The sequence below is a fragment of the Paraburkholderia dipogonis genome (assembly GCF_046027395.1).
GTDB lineage: Bacteria > Pseudomonadota > Gammaproteobacteria > Burkholderiales > Burkholderiaceae > Paraburkholderia > Paraburkholderia dipogonis_A.
On record NZ_JAQQEG010000025.1, the window covers coordinates 1 to 19114 of the forward strand.

Below are 19114 nucleotides of genomic sequence, written 5' to 3' on the forward strand. Positions count from 1 at the left end.
AGTACCCGACAGAGCTGCCGAACCCGGGTTGTAACCCGCCGCCGACAGGTTCGCCGTCGTCGTCGAGCCCGAACCAAGAGCGACGGAATTGGCAGCCGTCGCCGTTGCGAGATAGCCGATGGCAGTAGAACTCGTTCCGCTGACGGTAGCGAAGCCGCCTAGCGCGCTGCCTTGGGCAGCGGACACCTGCGCTTGCCGCCCAAGCGCTGTTCCGGCAGTGCCCGCGGTAGTTATAGTCACCCCTTCGCCGATCGCAAGCGAGTCGGTGGCGCCGGCGCTGCTGTTGGTGCCGAACACGGTGGCTTGGGCGCCGCTCGCTACCGCACCCGTGCCAACCGCCGTCGCGTAATTGCCCGAAGCAGTCGTAGCGGAGCCAATAGCGGTCGTTCCCCAGTTTGTCGCCTGCGCAAAGCTACCCAATGCTGTGGCTTGCCCGGTAGCGTTGCCGGAATTGCCGGCGACAGCCTGATAACCGATTGCGATGTTTGGGCCGATGGTACTGCCCCCCCTCCGTATGCTGTCGCACCGGCGCCAATTGCAATAGCCCCTACGTTATTGTTAGCCCCGCCCACCGTTGTTGCACCATAGCCCACAGCGATATCGTAGTTGTACGCTGTGGTCGCACCTGTGCCGATGGCCTCCGAAGTCGGGCCACCGTTCGCCGTTCCGCCGTCAACCGCACCTGCGTACGCATGCATTGACGCAACGCTTCCTGCCCCAGCAGCCAGCAACGCCACGACCAGCGCTTTCTTGCTCCTGCTCTCCTTGCCCCGGCTCTTCGCCACTTCGGGCGCCGCGACATACGTCCCAGTTGTTTCATTCCAAACAGTTTTATACGACTTATTCACAAATTCACCTATCTAATGGCGAGGAGCTGCCCATTGCTGCGCCGCGGCCATTGAGGTACGCGTTCATAAAGCACAACGAGAAGCAGGAAAATTGACAGAGCGACGGCGATAATGAGAAGAAACTTAACAATTTCTTCAAATCGCACGGCATTGCCAAATGTAGCGCCCGCCATTCAGGCGGTGAATAAGACACATCTTAAATAAGCTCAGCAATGAATTTGGAAGCTAAGCTCAATCGAATCGACGCCACCGATGCAGAACCTTCGCAAAAACACCAGCGAAAGCTCGTCAAACATCAAACCGAGGAAATGGTTAGCAGCCCGCGCGACGGCTGCGGACGCAAAAGGCTATCAAGGGAAAAGGAGATGGCAAAAAAATGTGAAGAGGCGACGGCTGTCGGAAACTGCGCAGGCCCTAAACAACCAAGTTTAATTAAGATTCGTCTTATTTAGTCCAATCCAAAAATGACTAAAATTTTTACAATTGCCTCTGATCGGAAAAATAGTCAGCCAACAAACGCTTATCGACTGACCCAAAGCCGGCAATTCACTAGCGGAAAGCGATTGATTCCGCATGGACCATTGGATCGAAAACCAAGCATTCCCTCGGCATAACCCATCTTTATCGAGAATTAGCATGAAGACTCCCTACCGTTTCGCCCTCACCGCTTTATTAATGGCTTCCTTCACACTGCCCGCGTTCGCAACGGATCAGGACGAATCGACCTTGAAAGCCATGGAGCAAACGTGGATCACCGCAGTCACCAACACCGACCGCGTGACGCTTGAGAAACTGCTCGACAATTCTTTCGTCGAGACTTCGCCCAACGGCGTGCGCCGCAGCAAGAGTGACCTGCTGCTCGCACCGCCGCCACCGCCGGGGTCGTCGCAAGACTTGACGGATATGGATGTACGCGTGAACGGTGACACGGCCATTGTCATTGGCACCAATCGTTTCAAGACGAACCCCGCCGCCCAACCGGTGAATTATTCGTTTACCGATGTGTTCGTGCGCAAAGCAGATGGCTGGCGCATCATGTCGTCGCAAATGAGTCGCCGATAGTCCTTCGCGGCGGCCTGTGCGTCGCCGTCTATGACTGTGAAAGCCGCGACCCGGCAAACGCCGCCTCAAGTCGCGATGAGGCCGTGCTCGTCGAACTGCCTGGCGGCTAGTTCGTCACGCAGATGAGCATCGGCGGACCAACACGACGCGGGCCGTGGCAAGGCCGACGTGCTCGCCGCGCCGGCCCCATACCGGTGGGCTTGCACTGCCTCCTTTCGGCGCACCACAGCGACTCAACGTGACCAGGCGAGCGCTTCCAACCTTGCTTGAGTCACCGATTCAGCAGAAGGCAATCATGAAATACAAAGGCTTCCTGGCCGCCATGGGCCTCTCGACCTGCGTGCTGGCCGCCGGCTTGAACACACAGGTGCAAGTCGAAACAACGCTTGCCTCAATGGAGCAAGCATGGGTAAACGCCGCGATTCGAGGCGACCGCGCGACGCTCGACCAACTGCTCGATGACTCGTTCATCGAGACGATGCCCAACGGCGCACGCCGCACCAAAGCCGATGTTTTGTTCGCGCCCACGCTACCGTCTGGTTCCACGCAATCGCTCGGTGAACTGAAGGTGCATGTCTTCGGAAACATCGCCATGGTTTCGGGCGTCAACCACTACACGCCAGGCTCAGGCATGAAAGCGACCGATTACGCTTTCACTGACGTGTACGTGCGTCGTGGCGACGCATGGCGTGTGGCGGCGTCAAGTACGACACGCGAGGCCAGCGCCTAAGTACTCAGATGGCGCGGTAGCGGCCGTGAGTCAAAAGTCAGGAGGCGCGAATCGTTCGCGCCTCTTTTCATTGCCGGAGCGCGTCCGCAGTCCGTCTCAGTGCGCCGTCACGGCCACCACTACGTCGGCCTTCCCTTGTGCCGGCTTGCGCGTCACCTCGACGCCCGCTTCAGCGACCGCCTCAGCCTTTTCCGCACCCCGCGCCGCATCCGCAAGAAGCTTCGCCGCCGCACCAGCCGTAATCCGCCGACGCGCAATCCCCCGCGCGTCCAGCGCAATCACCTGATACAACTCGCGGTCGCATTCCACTTCCCGCTCATATTCCTCGCACGTCTCCACCAGCAATTCGAGCAGCACTTGTCGGCTGCGTCGTTCGTGGTTTGTCAATGCAGGATTCCTATATATCGAGGTCGCAAGCGTGGCCAATCGGTTGAGTTGGGTCAACTGCCGTTCGCATGAACCGAATGCCGACAAGGCGAGCTTTTCGTACTGCAAGGCATCGACGGGTGGGCGTGAGGCCGTTTGATTTTTGATGGACTTGCTCATGGTGCGATCTCCTAAAACCTAACTGGATCGCCCGACACTCGCTTGCAAGGAGGGTGAGCGGGCACGTAGCGGGTTAGCAGACCGGGCCAAAAACAAACCGGCGAGCCTTGCGGCTCCCCACCACGGCCCGCCCATTGAAATATAGACGTGCAGAGGCAGACGCACGCCCCGCCTGGGCGGGTGTGCGGTTTTTGGCACTGGCTGCTAAACCAGACCACCGGTTGGTGCCGATGGTCTGCAAATTATAAATCACCCCGCACGCCCATCGGCCGTCCCAATATAGGCTAACAACCGAGCTAGCCATTCGGCCTAAGACACCGCGTCGCACCCCAGCGCCGACAACAAAAAAGGGCGGTTTGCCGAACAACCCAGCAAACCGCCCTTCTAGCAAATCAAAACTCACAACCTGTACAGCGCAACCAGCCACCCCACCAACCACCGCCCTAAAACGGCTTAATCACCACCAACGCCACCGCCGCCAACATCCCCAGCACCGGCAGCTCATTGAACATCCGATACCACTTATCCGTCCGCCGATTCTCCCCACGCTCGAACGTCCGCAGCAGCACACCGCAATAAGCGTGGTAAATCAAAAGCAGCACCACCACGCCAACCTTCGCGTGAATCCACCCCTGCCCGCGCCCGATTCCGATCACGAGCCACAACCAGAGCCCGCACGCCAGCGCCGGCACCGCGATAAACGTCATAAAGCGGAACAGCTTGCGCGCCATCGTCAACAGCCGCGCCGTCGCGGCGGGTTCCGTTTCCATCGCCAGGTTGACGAAGATGCGCGGCAAATAGAACAGGCCGGCAAACCATGACGCAACCAGAACGATATGAAACGTCTTTACCCAAAGCATCAGCGGTCCTCTCGTTTTATTGCCGGCCTTCGCCGTGGCCCAGCACGACGTACTTGAGCGACGTCAGCCCTTCCAGTCCCACCGGTCCACGCGCATGCAGTTTGTCGTTCGAGATGCCGATTTCCGCGCCCAGACCGAACTCGAAACCATCGGCGAAACGGGTCGATGCGTTGACCATCACGCTCGCCGAATCCACTTCGCGCAAGAAGCGCATCGCGCGATCGTGGTCTTCCGTGACGATCGCGTCGGTGTGGTGCGAACTGTACTCGTTGATGTGCTCGATCGCCGCGTCGAGCCCGCCGACCACTTTGATCGCCAACACCGGCGCGAGATATTCGGTACGCCAGTCTTCTTCGGTCGCATCGACGAGCGGACCCACGCCCGCATCCGCCAGCACCGCGTGCGCCGCCGCGTCCACTCGCAACTCGACTTCCTTATCGCGATACAGCTTGCCCAACGGCGGCAGCACGTCAGCAGCAATACCGTGCGCGACCAGCAGCGTCTCCATCGTGTTGCACGTGCCGTAGCGATGCGTCTTCGCGTTATCGCAGACGGTCAGCGCCTTGCCCAGATCCGCGCGGTCGTCGACATACACATGGCAGATGCCGTCGAGGTGCTTGATCATCGGCACGCGCGCTTCGTTCATCAGCCGTTCGATCAGGCTCTTGCCGCCCCGCGGCACGATCACGTCGACGTATTCTGTCATCGTGATCAGCTTGCCGACCGCCGCACGATCCGACGTGGCGACCACTTGCACAGCGTCTTGCGGCAAACCGGCCGCTTCCAGCCCTTCACCGATCAGCTTCGCCAACGCCGTATTGCATTCCAGCGCTTCCGAACCACCGCGCAGAATCGTCGCGTTGCCCGACTTCAGGCACAGCGCCGCGGCGTCGATCGTCACATTCGGACGCGATTCGTAGATGATGCCGATCACGCCCAGCGGCACGCGCATCTGGCCGACCTGAATGCCGCTCGGCCGGTACCTCAGATTGCTGATTTCGCCGATCGGATCGGCCAGCGCGGCGACTTGCCGCAGACCTTCGACCATCGTCTTCAGCGCTTTGTCCGACAGCGTCAGACGGTCGATGAACGCAGCGTCGTGGCCTTTCTCGCGCGCCCGCGCGACGTCGCGCGCATTGGCTTCCTTCAGCAACGCGGCATCGCGTTCGATAGCCTGCGCAACCGCTGCGAGCGCGGCGTTCTTGTCCGCCGTCGACGCCCGCGCCATCGCCCGTGAAGCGTGGCGGGCGCGACGGCCGAGGTCGGTCATGTACTGGTCGATATCCATGGTGATTCTCGTGGTGCCGCGCACGTCGAGGTGCGTCGGACAAACAGAATGAGCGAAAGATCAAGCGATTGTAAGTCGGGCGAAGGCGCTTTGCTTGCGACGCAGCCGAGGTTGCACAGAGACCAGCGCTCACTTCACGCCGAACCTGGCAGCCGCAAACGATCATGGAGACGCTGACGTCGACGTTCCCGAGATCGCCCAGCACGCCCTCAAAGGCGCCGGACCAGGCGCCTCGCGACGCGTTTCAGGCCGGCCTTCGCGACGGCGCGACAGAGCCTGGCCGAGGTCGAGCCGGCGGCACCGGCGCCGTCTTCGGCGAGGCCACCGTCATGGCCAGTTCGAACAACCCGTCCCACGGATCAGGCGGCGGATCGTTGCGATGATTGCCCGGCGTACCGCCCGACAAACCTTTCACCTGACGATCGATCCGCGCCGCCAACGCAAGCGCCTTCTCCAGCGCACTTTCGCTCACGCGCGACAACGCCGGCCCGATCAGCCGTTCACGTGGCCCCCAAACACGGTTCTCGCGCACCAGCATCGCCAGCGGCTTGCCGGCCGCGACGCCGCGCTTGATCCGCAGCAGCGTCCGCACTTCTTCGACGACGGCCCACAGCACCAGCACCGCAGCCTCGCCCTCGCCACGCAGCCCGTCGAGCATGCGCGACAAGCGGCCGACGTCGCCCGCCAGCATCGCTTCGTTCAGCTTGAAGACGTCGTAACGCGCGACGTTGAGCACGGCGTCCTGAATCTGTTCGAAGCTCAGCGACCCAGCCGGATACAGCAACCCAAGCTTCTGGATTTCCTGATGCGCGGCGAGCAGATTACCTTCCACGCGCTCGGCGATGAAAGCCAGCGCGCGCCGCCCTTCTTCACCCGCGACGACTCGCTGACCCTGCGCCGCGAGCCGCTGCCCGACCCAATTCGGCAACTGCGCACGCTCGACCGGATCGATCTTCAACGCGACGCCCGCGTCGGACAAAGCCGTGAACCACGCCGACTTCTGCGTGGCCGCGTCGAGCCGCGGCAGCATGATCATGGTGAGCACGTCGTCATTGACGGCAGCAGCGAGCGCTTTCAACGCGTCCGCGCCTTCCTTGCCCGGCTTGCCCGACGGAATACGCAACTCGACCAGTTGGCGGTCCCCGAACAGCGACATCGACTGGCTCGCGCCCAGCAGCGAACTCCAGTCGAACCCGCGCTCGACCGTGAACACCGAGCGGTCGGTGAAGCCGGCCGCGCGCGCCGTGGCGCGAATGCGATCGCAGGCTTCCTGCGCGAGCAGGTGCTCGTCGCCGTAGACGACGTACAGTCCGGCAAGTCCCTTGGCGAGATGCGCTTCGAGCGCGTCAAGTCGCAGTTGCATGGCTACCGATCGGCGAGGTTGAACAGGTGCGGCACATTGAACACAGCACGACGCTCACAGCGGCGGCGGCGGCAACGGCGCGCGCGGCGCAATCGACGGCACTTCCTGGCCCGGCGCCGGATGCATCGAGCGCACGACCCCCAGACGGCGCGTGAGCTGGTCGATCGCGTCGTTTTCCATATCGGCAAAGAGAATGTCGCTTTCGGCTGCTTTCGCCTGCGAGAACTGGTCGCTATAGGTCATCGCGCGGTTTAGCGCGATCACGCTCGGCGGAATCAGCAGCGTGCCGTCCTTGGCGATCAGCGAATAGTTCATGTTGAGATTCAATTGATACTCTTCGACTGCGCCGAGGGAGTTCAGCGTCAGCGTGCTGGTGCCACGGCCTTCCGTGATCTGCAACGTGGCGTCGGCGTTCGCAACCGAGCTGACCACGACCGTGTCGCTGCCGCCTTGCACGATACGCGTCAGGCGCGCGGCCGCCGCTGGCGAACCGCCGGCGATAAAGAGGCGTTTGAATGCGTAGTCCTGCTGACCGCGCAGCTGGAAGCCGCAGGCGGACAACATCAGCACGCTGCAAGCCAGCGTCAAAAACGATCTGCGAGTCACATTGGCTCCTGGTTCGCAGTAGATTCCCCAGCGCGGACAAGCGCCGCCGCGCGCGGCGGCGTCTTGCCGGCTGGCATGTCTTCGTTGATCCTCACACGACCACGTTCACGAGGCGCCCCGGCACCACGACGATCTTCTTCGGCGCTTTGCCTTCGCTGAACTTCGCGACCATCTCGTGAGCGGCGGCCAGCTGTTCGATCGCTTCACGCGAGGCGTCTTTCGCCACGGTAATCGCCCCGCGCACCTTGCCGTTCACCTGCAGCACGAGTTCGATCTCGGACTGCTCCAGCGCCTTCTCGTCGACCTTCGGCCACGGCGCGTCGAGCAGCGAGCCGAATTCGTCGGCGTAACCGAGTTCCTGCCACAACTGGAACGTGAGGTGCGGCACGACCGGATACAGCACGCGCAGCATCACGCTGCAGGTTTCGCGCAGTACGGCCGGGCGCGCGCCCTTCGCGCTGTCGAGCGCGTTGAGCATCTTCATCGCGGCCGATACCACCGTGTTGTATTGCAGACGCTGGTAGTCGAAGTCAGCCTGCTTGAGCACGGTGTAGATCTCGCGGCGCAGCGCCTTTTCGACGTCGTTCAGTTGAGCGGCGTCGAACGTGCCGCCCTGGCGCAACGCGGCTTCGTTCGTCTGACTGAAGTTCCACACGCGGCGCAGGAAGCGGCTCGCGCCTTCCACGCCCGAGCCGGACCATTCGAGCGACTGCTCGGGCGGCGCGGCGAACATCACGAACAGACGCGCGGTGTCCGCGCCGTGCTGATCGATCAGCAATTGCGGATCGACGCCGTTGTTCTTCGACTTCGACATTTTCTCGACGCCGCCGAGCACCACCGGCTGACCGTCCGCGTTCAGGACGGCGCCGACCGGGCGCCCCTTGTCGTCGAACGAAACGGTCACGTCGGCCGGGTTGTACCAGGTCTTCTTGCCCGCTTCGTTTTCACGGTAGTAGGTCTCGTTGAGCACCATGCCCTGCGTCAGCAGGTTCCTGGCCGGCTCGCTGAATTTGACCAGCCCCATATCGCGCATCACCTTCGCCCAGAAACGCGAGTACAAGAGGTGCAGAATCGCGTGCTCGATGCCGCCGATGTACTGGTCCATCGGCGCCCAATAGTCGGTGCGCTCGTCGACCATGGTCTTCGCATCCGGCGACGCATAGCGGTAGAAGTACCACGACGAATCGACGAAGGTGTCCATCGTGTCGGTTTCGCGTTTGGCCGCGCCGCCGCAGGTCGGGCAGGTGCAGTTCACGAACGCTTCGGACTTGGCGAGCGGATTGCCCGTGCCGTCCGGTACGAGGTCTTCCGGCAGCACCACCGGCAGATCTTTTTCCGGCACCGGCACGTCGCCGCACGTCGGGCAGTGGATGATCGGAATCGGCGTGCCCCAGTAACGCTGGCGCGACACGCCCCAGTCACGTAGACGCCACGTGATCTGCTTGTCGCCGAGGCCGAGTTCCTTCAGGTCCGCGGCGATGTGGTCCACCGCCTGTTCGTAATCGAGGCCGTCGTACTTGCCGCTGTTGACCAGCGTACCGGTCTTCTCGCCGTACCATTCCTGCCAGGCGTCCGTCGAGAATTCCTTCCCTTCGACCGCGACCACCTGCTTGATCGGCAGAGCGTATTTCTTCACGAACGCGAAGTCGCGCTCGTCGTGCGCCGGCACGCCCATCACGGCGCCTTCGCCGTAGCTCATCAGCACATAGTTGCCGATCCACACTTCGACCTGTTCCTGCGTCAGCGGATGCGTGACGTAGAAGCCGGTGGCCATGCCCTTCTTTTCCATGGTCGCGACGTCGGCTTCAGCGACGCCGCCGCGCTTGCATTCCTCGATGAACGCCTGCAATTCCGGCTTGTCTTTTGCGAGGCGCGTGGCGAGCGGATGCTCGGCGGCAATCGCACAGAACGTGACGCCCATGATCGTGTCGGCACGCGTGGTGAACACGCGCAGCAGCTTCTGCTCGCCGTCGATCTCGTACGGGAAGCCGAAGTTCACGCCGAAGCTCTTGCCGATCCAGTTCTGCTGCATGATCTTGACGCGCTCCGGCCAGCCGAGGCCTTCGAGGTCGTTCAGCAGTTCGTCCGCGTACTGCGTGATGCGCATGTAGTACATCGGGATTTCGCGCTTTTCGACGAGCGCGCCCGAACGCCAGCCGCGGCCGTCGATCACCTGCTCGTTGGCGAGCACGGTCTGATCGACCGGATCCCAGTTGACGGTGCCGGTTTTCTTGTACGCGATGCCCTTTTCGAGCATCTTCAGGAACAGCCACTGGTTCCACTTGTAGTAGTCCGGGCTGCAGGTCGCGACTTCGCGCGACCAGTCGATCGCGAGGCCCATCGACTGCATCTGCTTCTTCATGTAAGCGATGTTGTCGTAGGTCCACTTGGCCGGCGGCACGTTGTTGGCCATCGCGGCGTTTTCCGCCGGCATGCCGAACGCGTCCCAACCCATCGGCATCAGCACGTTGTAGCCGTTCATCCGCAGATAGCGGTACATCACGTCGTTGATCGTGTAGTTGCGCACGTGACCCATGTGCAGCTTGCCCGACGGGTACGGCAGCATCGAGACGCAATAGAACTTGGGCTTGTCGGTGGTTTCCGTCGATTTGTACGCGTCGATGGCGCGCCATTGCCCTTGCGCGGCGGATTCGACGTCGGAGGGAACGTATTTTTCGTGCATGGTGTGATGGGATCGCTGGGTCGGTGCTTTCGCACCGGCCGCTTTGGTGCTCTGCTGGATGAAATGGCGTCGTTTCCCCGTCGGCGGGGGAAAGGGCTGATTATACCGTCCGCGGACGGGTACGCCGCGCGGCGTGGTCGATGCGACAACGGACCCGGCTTGGCTTGGCTTGGCTTGGCTTGGCTTGGCTTGGCTTGGCTTGTCTTCGAAAGTATTTGCGGGCGCGCAGCGCTAAAGCAATACGCTCACAGCCAGGAACCGCGGCGGATCGACTAGCCGCTAATCCTGTCGAGCGCGACGCCGCTAAGGCTTCGCGGCGGGCGGCGGCGGATCCGTCACGAAACCGATCCGCTCAAGCCCGGCCTGCTGCGCCGCGCCCATTACCTGTGCGATCACTTCGTAGCGCGTAGAGCGCTCGGCGCGTAGCTGGATTTCAGGCTGGTTGCTCTGCTTGCCCGCCTGCGAGAAACGCGTCCGCATCTGGTCAAGCGTAATCACGCTGCCGTCCCAGTACAGCTTGCCCGCGGCGTCAATGGAAAGCGAAATGGTTTGCGGCGTCTGACGCGCGGGCGCGGCCGCCACTTTCGGCAAATCGAGCCGGATCGCGTGCGTGAATAAAGGCGCGGTAATGATAAAAATCACCAGCAGCACCAGCATCACGTCGATCAGCGGCGTCATGTTGATCTCGGCCATCGGCGCGGCCGTCTGCTTTTTCTCGAGTCCGCCGAATGCCATCTCGCCTCCTTCTGCCTGAGCGCCGCGCTTAGTGGGTCGAGGCCTGCTGGGCCCGCGCCGGCGCCTGAGTGTGGCCCTGCTCCGCGGGCGCGCATACGTAGGCGTGGAGGTCGTGCGCGAAGCCGTCGAGTTCTTCCGTCAACTGCCGCACCATCCGCCCGAGCACGTTGTAGGCAAGCACGGCCGGAATCGCGACCACGAGGCCGAAAGCGGTCATGATGAGCGCCTCGCCAACCGGCCCGGCGACGTTTTCGATCTGCGCCTGACCGCTCGCCGCAATGCTGCCGAGGGCGTGATAGATGCCCCACACGGTGCCGAGCAGGCCGACAAACGGCGCCGTGCTGCCCACCGAGGCCAGCAGCACCTGGCCGAATTCGAGCCGCCGCTGCGACGCATTGAGCGCCTGACGCAACGCCCGCAGCACCCGCTCGCCGCGTTCGACGCGCGCGAGCAACGCGCCCGGAATATCCACTTCAGACGCATGCAGCGCCGCTTCCGCCAGCGGCGTGAAGACCCGCTCACGGTCCGCGCGCTTTAACGCCGCGACGCCTTCGGACAGCGTCGGCGCCTGCCAGAACTGGGCGATCGCGTGCGTGGCCTGACGTTTGGCGCGCGTGAGGATCCAGCTTTTGACGATCAGAAAGCACCAACTCGCAATCGACATGGCCAGCAGCACGTACGCGACACCATGCGTGATCGCATCGCTGGTTTGCAGGTAATGGATGATGCCGCTGCTGCCTGCCATCTGACCTCGCCGTGGCGTTGTGATTTCAGGGGCGCGAACAAGGGGCGCGATGCCCCTTACGTTCGCTCAAGACACGCTCAACGCAGACCGAGCACGTCCTGCATGTCGAAGAAGCCGGTTTGGTGGCCTTCGAGGAAACGCACAGCACGAAGCGCGCCTTGCGCGTACGACAGACGGCTCGCCGATTTGTGCGTGATTTCGATGCGCTCGCCGATGCCCGCGAACAGCACCGTATGGTCTCCGACGATGTCGCCGCCGCGAATCGCCGAAAAACCGATCGTGGACGGGTCGCGTTCGCCGGTCACGCCTTCGCGGCTGTAGACCGCGCAGTCGTCGAGGTTGCGGCCGAGCGCATTGGCGATCACTTCGCCCATCGTCAACGCCGTGCCGGACGGCGCGTCAACCTTGTGACGGTGATGCGCCTCGATGATCTCGATGTCGTATCCGGTCGCGAAATGCTTGGCCGCGAATTCGAGCAGCTTCAGCGTGACGTTCACGCCCACGCTCATGTTCGACGCGAACATGATGGCGATCTTGTCCGCCGCGGCGCGCAGCTGCGCCTTCTGCTCGTTGTCGAAGCCGGTCGTGCCGATCACCATTTTCACGTTGTGACGCTGGGCCGCTTCGAGATGCATCAGCGTGCCTTCGGGGCGCGTGAAGTCGATCAGGTAGTCGGATTCGGCGAACACGCGCTCGACGTCGTCGGTCATCACCACGCCCGTCTGTTTGCCCAGAAACGCTCCGGCGTCCTGACCGAGTTGCGGGGAGCCCGCACGGTCGAGCGCGCCGGACAGCGTGGCGTCGGGATCGTTAAGGACTGTTTCGATGAGCATGCGGCCCATACGGCCCGATGCGCCAGCAATGGCAATTTTCATGGCTACGAGGGTTCGAAGGCAAAACCCGGCAAAGGCGGGCAAAAGCGGCGGCGGGCAGCACACCCAGGCGCCGCGCATGACTGAAAAAACGAAGAACCGGACGGACGCTTTGCACGGTGCGGTTGCCCGCGCGCAGCGCCCGTCTTAAGACACGGACAGCGCGATTAGCCGCCCGTTCCCGAAGCCGGAGAAGAGGTCAGCGGCGCGTCGTGCGTCGGGCCACTGTTGCTGCTCTGCGGGCCCGTCGGTCCAACCGGATTGCTGTTGTCCGTACCCGGATTTTGCGGCGGCGGCGGACGGTGGAACTGGAACTGCGGCTGACCCGCGGCCGTCGGGCCCTGTTGCGGGATGCCGCCGCCGTTGGCGGTCGGCGCGCTAGGCACAGCCGGACGCGCATTGGGCGACAACTGCACTGCATTGGTCGCACGATTGGCGGCTTGCGCGGCTTCCGCGTTGGCGTCCGTGGACGGAATGCCCGCTGCGGCAGCGCCGGCCACGGACGGCGAACGCGTGGTGTCCGGCGTGGCAGGCTCGGCTGCTGCCGCCGGCGCGCTCGCGCCGCTGGCGCCGCTCGCCACGGCCGCTGCGGCCTTCTTCTTGCCCGACTTGTCGCCGTCGATTTCAGCCAGCAACTCGAGGTTGGACGGCAGATCTTCGCCGCCCGACCAGCTGGCGACACGGTCACCCGCGAACAAGACCACGAAGTCGCGCTGCTGGACGACGCTCGTCGAGCCGCGCTTGAAATAGAACACGTAGTCCCAGCGATCCGCGTGGAACATGTCGGCCAGGAGGGGCGTGCCGAGCAGCTGTTTGACCTGCGCGCGGGACAAGCCGACCTGCATCTGTGCAGCCGCTTCTTTCGAGACGAAATTGCCTTGCACCACTGTAATGCGGTACGGCGTGATGCTTTGGGCAATACGCTGCGTCAGGCTGTCGTAAGTGGAACATCCGGCAAGAACCGCGACAGTCGCAACAGCGATCAAGGTACCCCGCATGCGGCTCCCCCGGTAGATCAATTGAGATTTTGAAATCATTTCACTCACCGTGCGGGCCCGCTGACGAGCCGCGCGAGTTTCATTCCATCGAAGATGACCAGAACGGCAAAAACACATTACTATGAGAGCCCAGCATTGTACTCTAGGGATCCCTTGTCATGACCAATCCAACCGATCTCAAGAATATCGGGCTCAAGGCGACCCTTCCGCGCCTCAAAATCCTTGAGATTTTTCAGCACAGCCCGGTGCGCCACCTGACGGCCGAAGACGTGTACCGTAACCTGCTGCACGAAGAACTCGATATCGGCCTTGCAACCGTGTATCGCGTACTGACGCAATTCGAGCAGGCGGGCCTGCTCTCGCGCAGCAATTTCGAGTCGGGTAAGGCGGTGTTCGAACTGAACGAAGGGTCGCATCACGACCACCTCGTGTGTCTCGATTGCGGGCTCGTCGAAGAATTTTTCGACTCCGAGATCGAGAGCCGTCAGCAGTCCATCGCGAAAGAACGCGGCTTCAAGCTGCAGGAACACGCTTTGGCGCTGTACGGCGCCTGCACCAAGGAAAATTGCCCGCATCGCAAGCATTGATGAGGTGCCGGCCGCGCTGGGGTGCGCGGTCAGGCGGGGCAAAAAAGACCCGGCCGATGCGAATCGGCCGGGTCTTTTTTCATCTGCGGCGCTGTCTCTTTGCGGGAACGATTGCGACCCTATTCCACCAATTCCGCGTTCGCTTCGAACATTAGCCGCCACGGCTCCGCCAATGACAATTCGTCGCAATTAGGCTGCTCGCCGCCACGATCCACCACCACGAAATCGCTCACCTGATCGAGCGCGAGCAACGGGTGATGCCAGACGCCTTTTGCATAGTTCACGCCCTGCCACGCGTCGGTCCAGAAGGCGCGCATCCGCGCCGGATCGAACTCGCCGGCCGGTGCGACGACCACCAGATAGCGGCCGGCCGTCAAGGGAATGAAAGCCTGGCTGCCGAGCGGATGCCGTTCCATCATCGTGATCTCGACCGGCAGCGTGCGCGGCTGCGCGCGAAACAGGTTGATCAGCGGCCGGCCACCGTCCGCCGTCACGTCGACGGTAGCCAGGTCGTGATAGCGCTCGGTCGTGCCGCCGTTGATGGCGAAATGCCGCGCGCCGTCCAGTTCGATGACGTCGCCGAACGGCGCGAAGGCCGCGCGCGTGAGGCGTTCCAACTGCAATGTCTTCATCGACGCCACTCCGTTATGCGATTTCGCCCCACAGGCGCAGGCGCGACACGCCGCCGTCCGGAAAGATATTGAAACGAACATGCGTGACCGGGCCGAGCGACGCGAGGTTATCCGCGAAGGTGTGGACGTGGTCCATCTGCAGTTTCTGTTCACCGAGCAGAACCGGCCAGAACATCGCCTGCGTGACGAGCGAATCGTCCGTGCCGCCCGTCACCGACGCGGCCTGCAGCGAACAGCGGTCCGGGAAGTTGCCCTTGAAGTGCGCCGTATCCACTTCGATCTTTCGAATCACGCCCGGCCGCGCCAACGCGACGATCGCCCAATCGTTGCCCGGCTCGCGACGGCGCCGGGTTTCCCAGCCGTCGCCCATGTTGACGCCGCGGCCCGGCATCAGCATCTGCGAGGCCGGCCCGAAGTGCTGGTTGTTCGCCGCGACCAGATAGGCGCCGTTCTCGATCGCCGCCAGATCCAGCAGCGTGCCGCGCTCCACGCGCTCCCAATCGCGCTTCGGCTGGCCGTACACGCGCAGACGCGCGAGGCCGCCGTCCGGGTACAGATTCACACGCAGATGGGTGAACGCGCGCGCGTCGTTCACGTCGACGTAGTGGTGCTGGTTGCCCTGCAGCGTGGTGGCCGGCACGAGCGTTTGCCAGTCGGCGTTATCGGGCGGCACGTCGCCGTCCACGTAGCAGGCGTCGATCGACGCCGCCGGCGGGAAGTTGCCGGTGAAGTGGCTCGTATCCAGATCCACGCCGTGCACGACGCCCGGGTGCGCGAGGCGGATCACGCAGGAGTCGTGGCCGGTGGTGCGTTTGCGGCGGGTTTCCCAGCCGTCCATCCATTTGCCGTGGTCGTCGTATTTGCCGGGGATGAACACCGCCGGTTGCGGCTCGAGCATGCGTTCTTTCGGCGCGAAGAATTCGTCGCTGGCGAAGAGCGCCTTCGCGCCCAGACGCGGGTCGGCGAGGTTCATATAGCGACGGGTGAAAGCGGGAGCGTTGGGGTCGAGGATCGGATTGGCCATAGTCTCTAGTCTCGGTCAGGCAGCGAAAAAGTGAAGGAGCGCCGGCGTTCTTGGGATCTGCCGACGCTGGAAGCGCGCTGCTTTGGCGCGCGGATTGGGATACGGTTTCTCAGGTTCAGACGGCGTGGGCGTGTTCGCCGACGGCGGGCGTGGCGTCGTCACCGGCCGGCACGTAGCGCAACGCCGCATCGCGGTTCAGCACGCGATGGGCGCGCGCCCGGTCGATATCGTTTTCCCACACGGCGACTACCACCGTCGCGACGCAGTTGCCGATCAGGTTGGTCAGCGCGCGGGCAATGCCGACGAACCAGTCGACCGGCAGGATCAGCACCAGGCCGAGCACGGGGATCGCCGGAATCGCGGACAACGTGGCTGCCAGAATCACGATGGCCGAGCCGGGAATGCCGTGCGCGCCCTTCGACGTCACCAGCGACACCAGCACCACCACGATCAGGTCATGCAGGGACAATGGCGTGTTAGTAGCCTGTGCGATGAAAATGACGGCCAGCGTGAGATAGATGGAGAAGCCGTCGAGATTGAACGAGTAGCCGGTCGGAATGACGAGGCCGACGGTCGAATCCTTGACGCCCATCCATTCGAGCTTGCGCATGATCTGCGGCAGCACCGCATCCGACGAAGCGGTGCCGAGCACGATCGACAGCTCTTCGCGCAGGTAGCGAATCAGCTTGAAGATGCTGAAGCCCGCGAGCCGCATGACGACGCCCAGCACGACGGCCACGAACACGAAGCAGCTCACGTAGAACACGAGCACCAGCATGCCGAGTTGCTTGAGCGACTCGACGCCGTACGTGCCGGTGGTGAACGCGATCGCGCCGAGCACGCCAAGCGGCGCGAGCTTGATGATGAAACCCATCACGCGGAAAAACACTTGCGAGAGTTCGTCGATCAGGTTGCTCACGCGCTGCGCCTTATTGCCGAGCAGCGACAACGCCGAGCCAAACAGCACCGAAAACACGAGAATCTGCAAGATGTCGCCGGTGGCGAACGCGTTGATCGCCGTGTCGGGGATGATCTTCAGCAGAAAGCCAGCCGTGTCCTTGAGGCTCTTCGCGTGCTCGGTGTAGGTCGAGAGCGAAGCCGGATCCAGCGAGTGCAGATCGATGTTCATGCCGACGCCGGGACGCGTGACATACGCCAGGATTGCGCCGATCACGAGCGCGATCGTCGTCATCACCTCGAAGTAGATCACGGCCTTCAGGCCGACGCGCCCCACTTTGCGCAAGTCGCCGGCATGCGCCATGCCGCTGACCACGACGCAGAAAACGATGGGCCCGATCACCATCTTGATCAGCTTGAGAAAGCCGTCGCCGAGCGGGCGCAGCGATTGGGCGAAATGCGGGAAGACGGCACCGATTACGATGCCCGCCACCAGCGCTATGACGACCCGGCCAAACAGCGAATTGAAAAATTTCAACACGGCTTCCTCCTAGTTACGATTCACATCTGTTCAGACTGGTCCGACCAGTACTGTTATCTCGAATAGTAGGAAGCCGATATACTGACGTCAAGGATTCATAGAACAGTGTTTACCCGCTGTTTTTCAAGCGGTTTCGGGTCGGATCGGCAGCGGCGAGCGGCAAGCCGCACGGGCGTTCGGACGTATTACAATGCTGGTCAGACCGCGCTTTCAAGTGAGCCAACGATGAAAAACGTCCCGCATACCGTCACCGATGCCGCCATCGCGACCATCCGCGAACGGATCGAAGCGGGCGCCTATCCCGTGGGCAGTTTGCTACCGGCGCAGCGTCAACTCTCCGAAGAACTCGCGATCAGCCGCGCGTCGTTGCGCGAGGCGCTCTCCACGCTCGAGGCGCTCGGTTTGCTGGTGATCAGGCCCGGCAAGGGTGTGTATGTGGAAAGCGCGCAGGCCTCGGCCGCGCATGCGTGGCGCTTCGCGGAGCAGTCGTCGCTGCCGGACACCTATCAGATGCGTTTCGCGCTGGAAGGCTTTATCGCGCGCATGGCGGCGCTGGCGGTCAGCGATTCAGACCTTGCCTGGTTCGAAGAGAACATCACGGCCATGCAAACGGCGCTCGCCTGCGACGAACTCGACGAAGCCGCCCGCTTCGACTACGACTTCCACATGCGGATCGTCAACATTGCCGGCAACGCGGCGATCGAATCGATTCTGAGCAGCAGCGCGGAGATCATGAAGGAAAGCCAGCGCATGCCGTTCTACCGGCGCGAACTGGTGCTGTCCACGTACAACGAGCATCGCGTGATTCTGGACGCGCTCAAGGCGCGCGATTCCGCCGCGGCCGGCAAAGCCATCGAGACGCATATCTCGAACGCCGCGCAGCGCGCCGGCGTGTATTTCCCAACGCCGCAGCCGCAGGCGTAGGCAAAAAAAAACCGCTCCGAAGAGCGGTTTTTGTTTGCCCAGCCACCGCCGGCTCGAAGCCGGCTTTGCAGGGCGTAAAGCGCGCGAGGCGCAGTCAGTTACTTCGCGTTGGCCAGCGCCACAGCCGTGTCCAGCATGCGGTTCGAGAAGCCCCACTCGTTGTCGTACCAGCTCGACACCTTCACCAGACGGCCCGACACCTTGGTCAGCGTGGCGTCGAACGTCGACGAAGCCGGGTTGTGGTTGAAGTCGATCGACACCAGCGGCGCCTCGTTGTAGCCGAGGATGCCCTTCAACGAGCCTTCCGACGCTTCCTTCATGATCGCGTTGACTTCTTCGACCGTCGTGTCGCGCGCGGCGATGAACGACAGGTCGACCACCGACACGTTGATCGTCGGAACACGAATCGCGTAGCCGTCCAGCTTGCCGTTCAGTTCCGGCAGCACCAGGCCGACCGCCGAAGCCGCGCCGGTCTTGGTCGGGATCTGGCTGTGCGTGGCCGAGCGCGCGCGGCGCAGGTCTTCGTGATACACGTCCGTCAGAACCTGGTCGTTCGTGTACGCGTGGATCGTGGTCATCAGACCGTTCACGAGGCCAATCTTGTCGTTCAGCGGCTTGACGAGCGGCGCGAGGCAGTTCGTCGTGCACGATGCGTTCGAGATAACCGTATCCGATGCCTTCAGCACGTTGTGGTTCACGCCGTAGACGATCGTGGCGTCGACGTCCTTACCGCCCGGCGCCGAAATGATCACCTTCTTCGCGCCGCCCTTGATGTGCGCGCTCGCCTTTTCCTTGGTCGTGAAAAAGCCCGTGCATTCCAGCACGACGTCCACATTCAGCTCGCCCCACGGCAGTTCAGCCGGGTTGCGGTTGGCCAGCACGCGGATCTTGTCGCCGTTGACAACGAGGTAGTCGCCGTCCACCGACACTTCGCCCGGGAACTTGCCGTGCGCCGTGTCGTATTGCGTCAGGTGAGCATTGGTCTTGGCATCGCCGAGATCGTTGATGGCGACGATTTCGATATCGTGCTTCTTGCCGTTTTCATAGAAGGCGCGCAGCGTGTTGCGGCCGATCCGGCCGTAGCCGTTGATTGCGACGCGAATCGTCATGGTCTATCTCCTGAGGGCTGAAAAAATACGTCCTGGTTCGTCTGACTGAGAGCGTTGCCGCGCG

20 protein-coding genes and 1 pseudogene are annotated in these 19114 nt (G+C 62.6%); 5 read left to right on the forward strand and 16 right to left on the reverse strand.

What is annotated here, in order from left to right; genetic code table 11:
• Both PQR32_RS24775 and PQR32_RS24780 read right to left on the reverse strand, forming a co-directional pair.
• A pseudogene (locus tag PQR32_RS24775) lies at window positions 1-420 on the reverse strand (hypothetical protein); the annotation flags it as partial.
• On the reverse strand, window positions 318-848 hold the full coding sequence (locus PQR32_RS24780; protein ID WP_408232919.1) for an ESPR domain-containing protein: 531 nt from the start codon (window positions 846-848) through the stop codon (window positions 318-320). The pseudogene PQR32_RS24775 and the gene PQR32_RS24780, both read right to left, overlap by 103 nt.
• 212 nt (window positions 849-1060) lie before the next feature.
• Here PQR32_RS24780 and PQR32_RS24785 point away from each other — a divergent pair, with 212 nt between their 5' ends.
• The 3 genes from PQR32_RS24785 (at window position 1061) to PQR32_RS24795 (ending at window position 2640) form a co-directional block, all read left to right on the forward strand.
• Window positions 1061-1300 (forward strand): hypothetical protein, encoded by a 240-nt coding sequence (locus tag PQR32_RS24785; protein WP_408232922.1) that lies wholly within the window; start codon window positions 1061-1063, stop codon window positions 1298-1300.
• Between the two features lie 184 nt (window positions 1301-1484).
• Complete coding sequence (locus tag PQR32_RS24790; RefSeq protein ID WP_408221363.1) at window positions 1485-1910, forward strand: nuclear transport factor 2 family protein; 426 nt, start codon at window positions 1485-1487, stop codon at window positions 1908-1910.
• A gap of 238 nt (window positions 1911-2148) precedes the next feature.
• Window positions 2149-2640: a nuclear transport factor 2 family protein gene (locus PQR32_RS24795; protein WP_408232925.1), complete on the forward strand. Its 492-nt coding sequence runs from the start codon at window positions 2149-2151 to the stop codon at window positions 2638-2640.
• Between the two features lie 96 nt (window positions 2641-2736).
• On the opposite strand, the gene PQR32_RS24800 is transcribed toward PQR32_RS24795, so the two are convergent.
• The 10 genes from PQR32_RS24800 to PQR32_RS24845 all read right to left on the reverse strand — a co-directional run bounded on the left by PQR32_RS24800 (window position 2737) and on the right by PQR32_RS24845 (window position 13336).
• Window positions 2737-3186, reverse strand: coding sequence for a hypothetical protein (locus tag PQR32_RS24800; RefSeq protein WP_408221359.1), 450 nt, complete (start codon window positions 3184-3186; stop codon window positions 2737-2739).
• A 443-nt stretch (window positions 3187-3629) separates the two neighbouring features.
• Window positions 3630-4046, reverse strand: coding sequence for a CopD family protein (locus PQR32_RS24805; protein ID WP_408232928.1), 417 nt, complete (start codon window positions 4044-4046; stop codon window positions 3630-3632).
• Between the two features lie 16 nt (window positions 4047-4062).
• Entirely contained in the window at window positions 4063-5334 is a 1272-nt protein-coding gene (locus PQR32_RS24810; RefSeq protein ID WP_408232931.1) for a glutamate-5-semialdehyde dehydrogenase, read from the reverse strand.
• A 244-nt stretch (window positions 5335-5578) separates the two neighbouring features.
• Window positions 5579-6697 carry a DNA polymerase III subunit delta gene (gene holA / locus PQR32_RS24815; protein ID WP_408232934.1) on the reverse strand — a complete coding sequence of 373 codons (1119 nt, stop codon included), beginning with the start codon at window positions 6695-6697 and terminating at the stop codon, window positions 5579-5581.
• A gap of 54 nt (window positions 6698-6751) precedes the next feature.
• A complete protein-coding gene (locus tag PQR32_RS24820) occupies window positions 6752-7303 on the reverse strand; it encodes an LPS-assembly lipoprotein LptE (RefSeq protein ID WP_408232937.1) in 552 nt (183 codons plus the stop codon).
• A gap of 91 nt (window positions 7304-7394) precedes the next feature.
• Window positions 7395-9986 carry a leucine--tRNA ligase gene (gene leuS / locus PQR32_RS24825; RefSeq protein ID WP_408232940.1) on the reverse strand — a complete coding sequence of 864 codons (2592 nt, stop codon included), beginning with the start codon at window positions 9984-9986 and terminating at the stop codon, window positions 7395-7397.
• A 303-nt stretch (window positions 9987-10289) separates the two neighbouring features.
• The gene (locus PQR32_RS24830) at window positions 10290-10721 is read right to left on the reverse strand and encodes an ExbD/TolR family protein (protein ID WP_408232943.1); all 432 of its coding nucleotides are present in this window, start codon (window positions 10719-10721) and stop codon (window positions 10290-10292) included.
• Between the two features lie 28 nt (window positions 10722-10749).
• Window positions 10750-11466, reverse strand: a complete 717-nt coding sequence (locus tag PQR32_RS24835) for a MotA/TolQ/ExbB proton channel family protein (protein ID WP_408232946.1) — start codon at window positions 11464-11466, stop codon at window positions 10750-10752.
• 77 nt (window positions 11467-11543) lie between these two features.
• Window positions 11544-12341 carry a 4-hydroxy-tetrahydrodipicolinate reductase gene (gene dapB, locus PQR32_RS24840; protein ID WP_408232949.1) on the reverse strand — a complete coding sequence of 266 codons (798 nt, stop codon included), beginning with the start codon at window positions 12339-12341 and terminating at the stop codon, window positions 11544-11546.
• A gap of 164 nt (window positions 12342-12505) precedes the next feature.
• Window positions 12506-13336 (reverse strand): outer membrane protein assembly factor BamE, encoded by an 831-nt coding sequence (locus tag PQR32_RS24845; RefSeq protein WP_408232952.1) that lies wholly within the window; start codon window positions 13334-13336, stop codon window positions 12506-12508.
• A 158-nt stretch (window positions 13337-13494) separates the two neighbouring features.
• On the opposite strand from PQR32_RS24845, the gene fur reads away from it, so the two are divergent.
• The gene (gene fur, locus PQR32_RS24850; protein ID WP_012434340.1) at window positions 13495-13923 is read left to right on the forward strand and encodes a ferric iron uptake transcriptional regulator; all 429 of its coding nucleotides are present in this window, start codon (window positions 13495-13497) and stop codon (window positions 13921-13923) included.
• Window positions 13924-14042: 119 nt separating this feature from the next.
• Here fur and PQR32_RS24855 read toward each other — a convergent pair whose 3' ends face one another.
• From PQR32_RS24855 to PQR32_RS24865, 3 genes are all read right to left on the reverse strand, one after another.
• Window positions 14043-14555, reverse strand: a complete 513-nt coding sequence (locus PQR32_RS24855; RefSeq protein ID WP_408232955.1) for an ureidoglycolate lyase — start codon at window positions 14553-14555, stop codon at window positions 14043-14045.
• A gap of 13 nt (window positions 14556-14568) precedes the next feature.
• On the reverse strand, window positions 14569-15579 hold the full coding sequence (gene alc, locus PQR32_RS24860; RefSeq protein ID WP_408232958.1) for an allantoicase: 1011 nt from the start codon (window positions 15577-15579) through the stop codon (window positions 14569-14571).
• 115 nt (window positions 15580-15694) lie between these two features.
• Window positions 15695-17017, reverse strand: a complete 1323-nt coding sequence (locus PQR32_RS24865) for a C4-dicarboxylate transporter DctA (RefSeq protein WP_408232961.1) — start codon at window positions 17015-17017, stop codon at window positions 15695-15697.
• Between the two features lie 225 nt (window positions 17018-17242).
• On the opposite strand from PQR32_RS24865, the gene PQR32_RS24870 reads away from it, so the two are divergent.
• The gene (locus PQR32_RS24870; protein WP_408232964.1) at window positions 17243-17941 is read left to right on the forward strand and encodes a FadR/GntR family transcriptional regulator; all 699 of its coding nucleotides are present in this window, start codon (window positions 17243-17245) and stop codon (window positions 17939-17941) included.
• Window positions 17942-18039: 98 nt separating this feature from the next.
• Here the strand turns inward: PQR32_RS24870 and gap are convergent, their stop codons facing one another.
• Window positions 18040-19050, reverse strand: coding sequence for a type I glyceraldehyde-3-phosphate dehydrogenase (gap, locus tag PQR32_RS24875; RefSeq protein WP_012434345.1), 1011 nt, complete (start codon window positions 19048-19050; stop codon window positions 18040-18042).
• Window positions 19051-19114 lie beyond the last annotated feature (64 nt).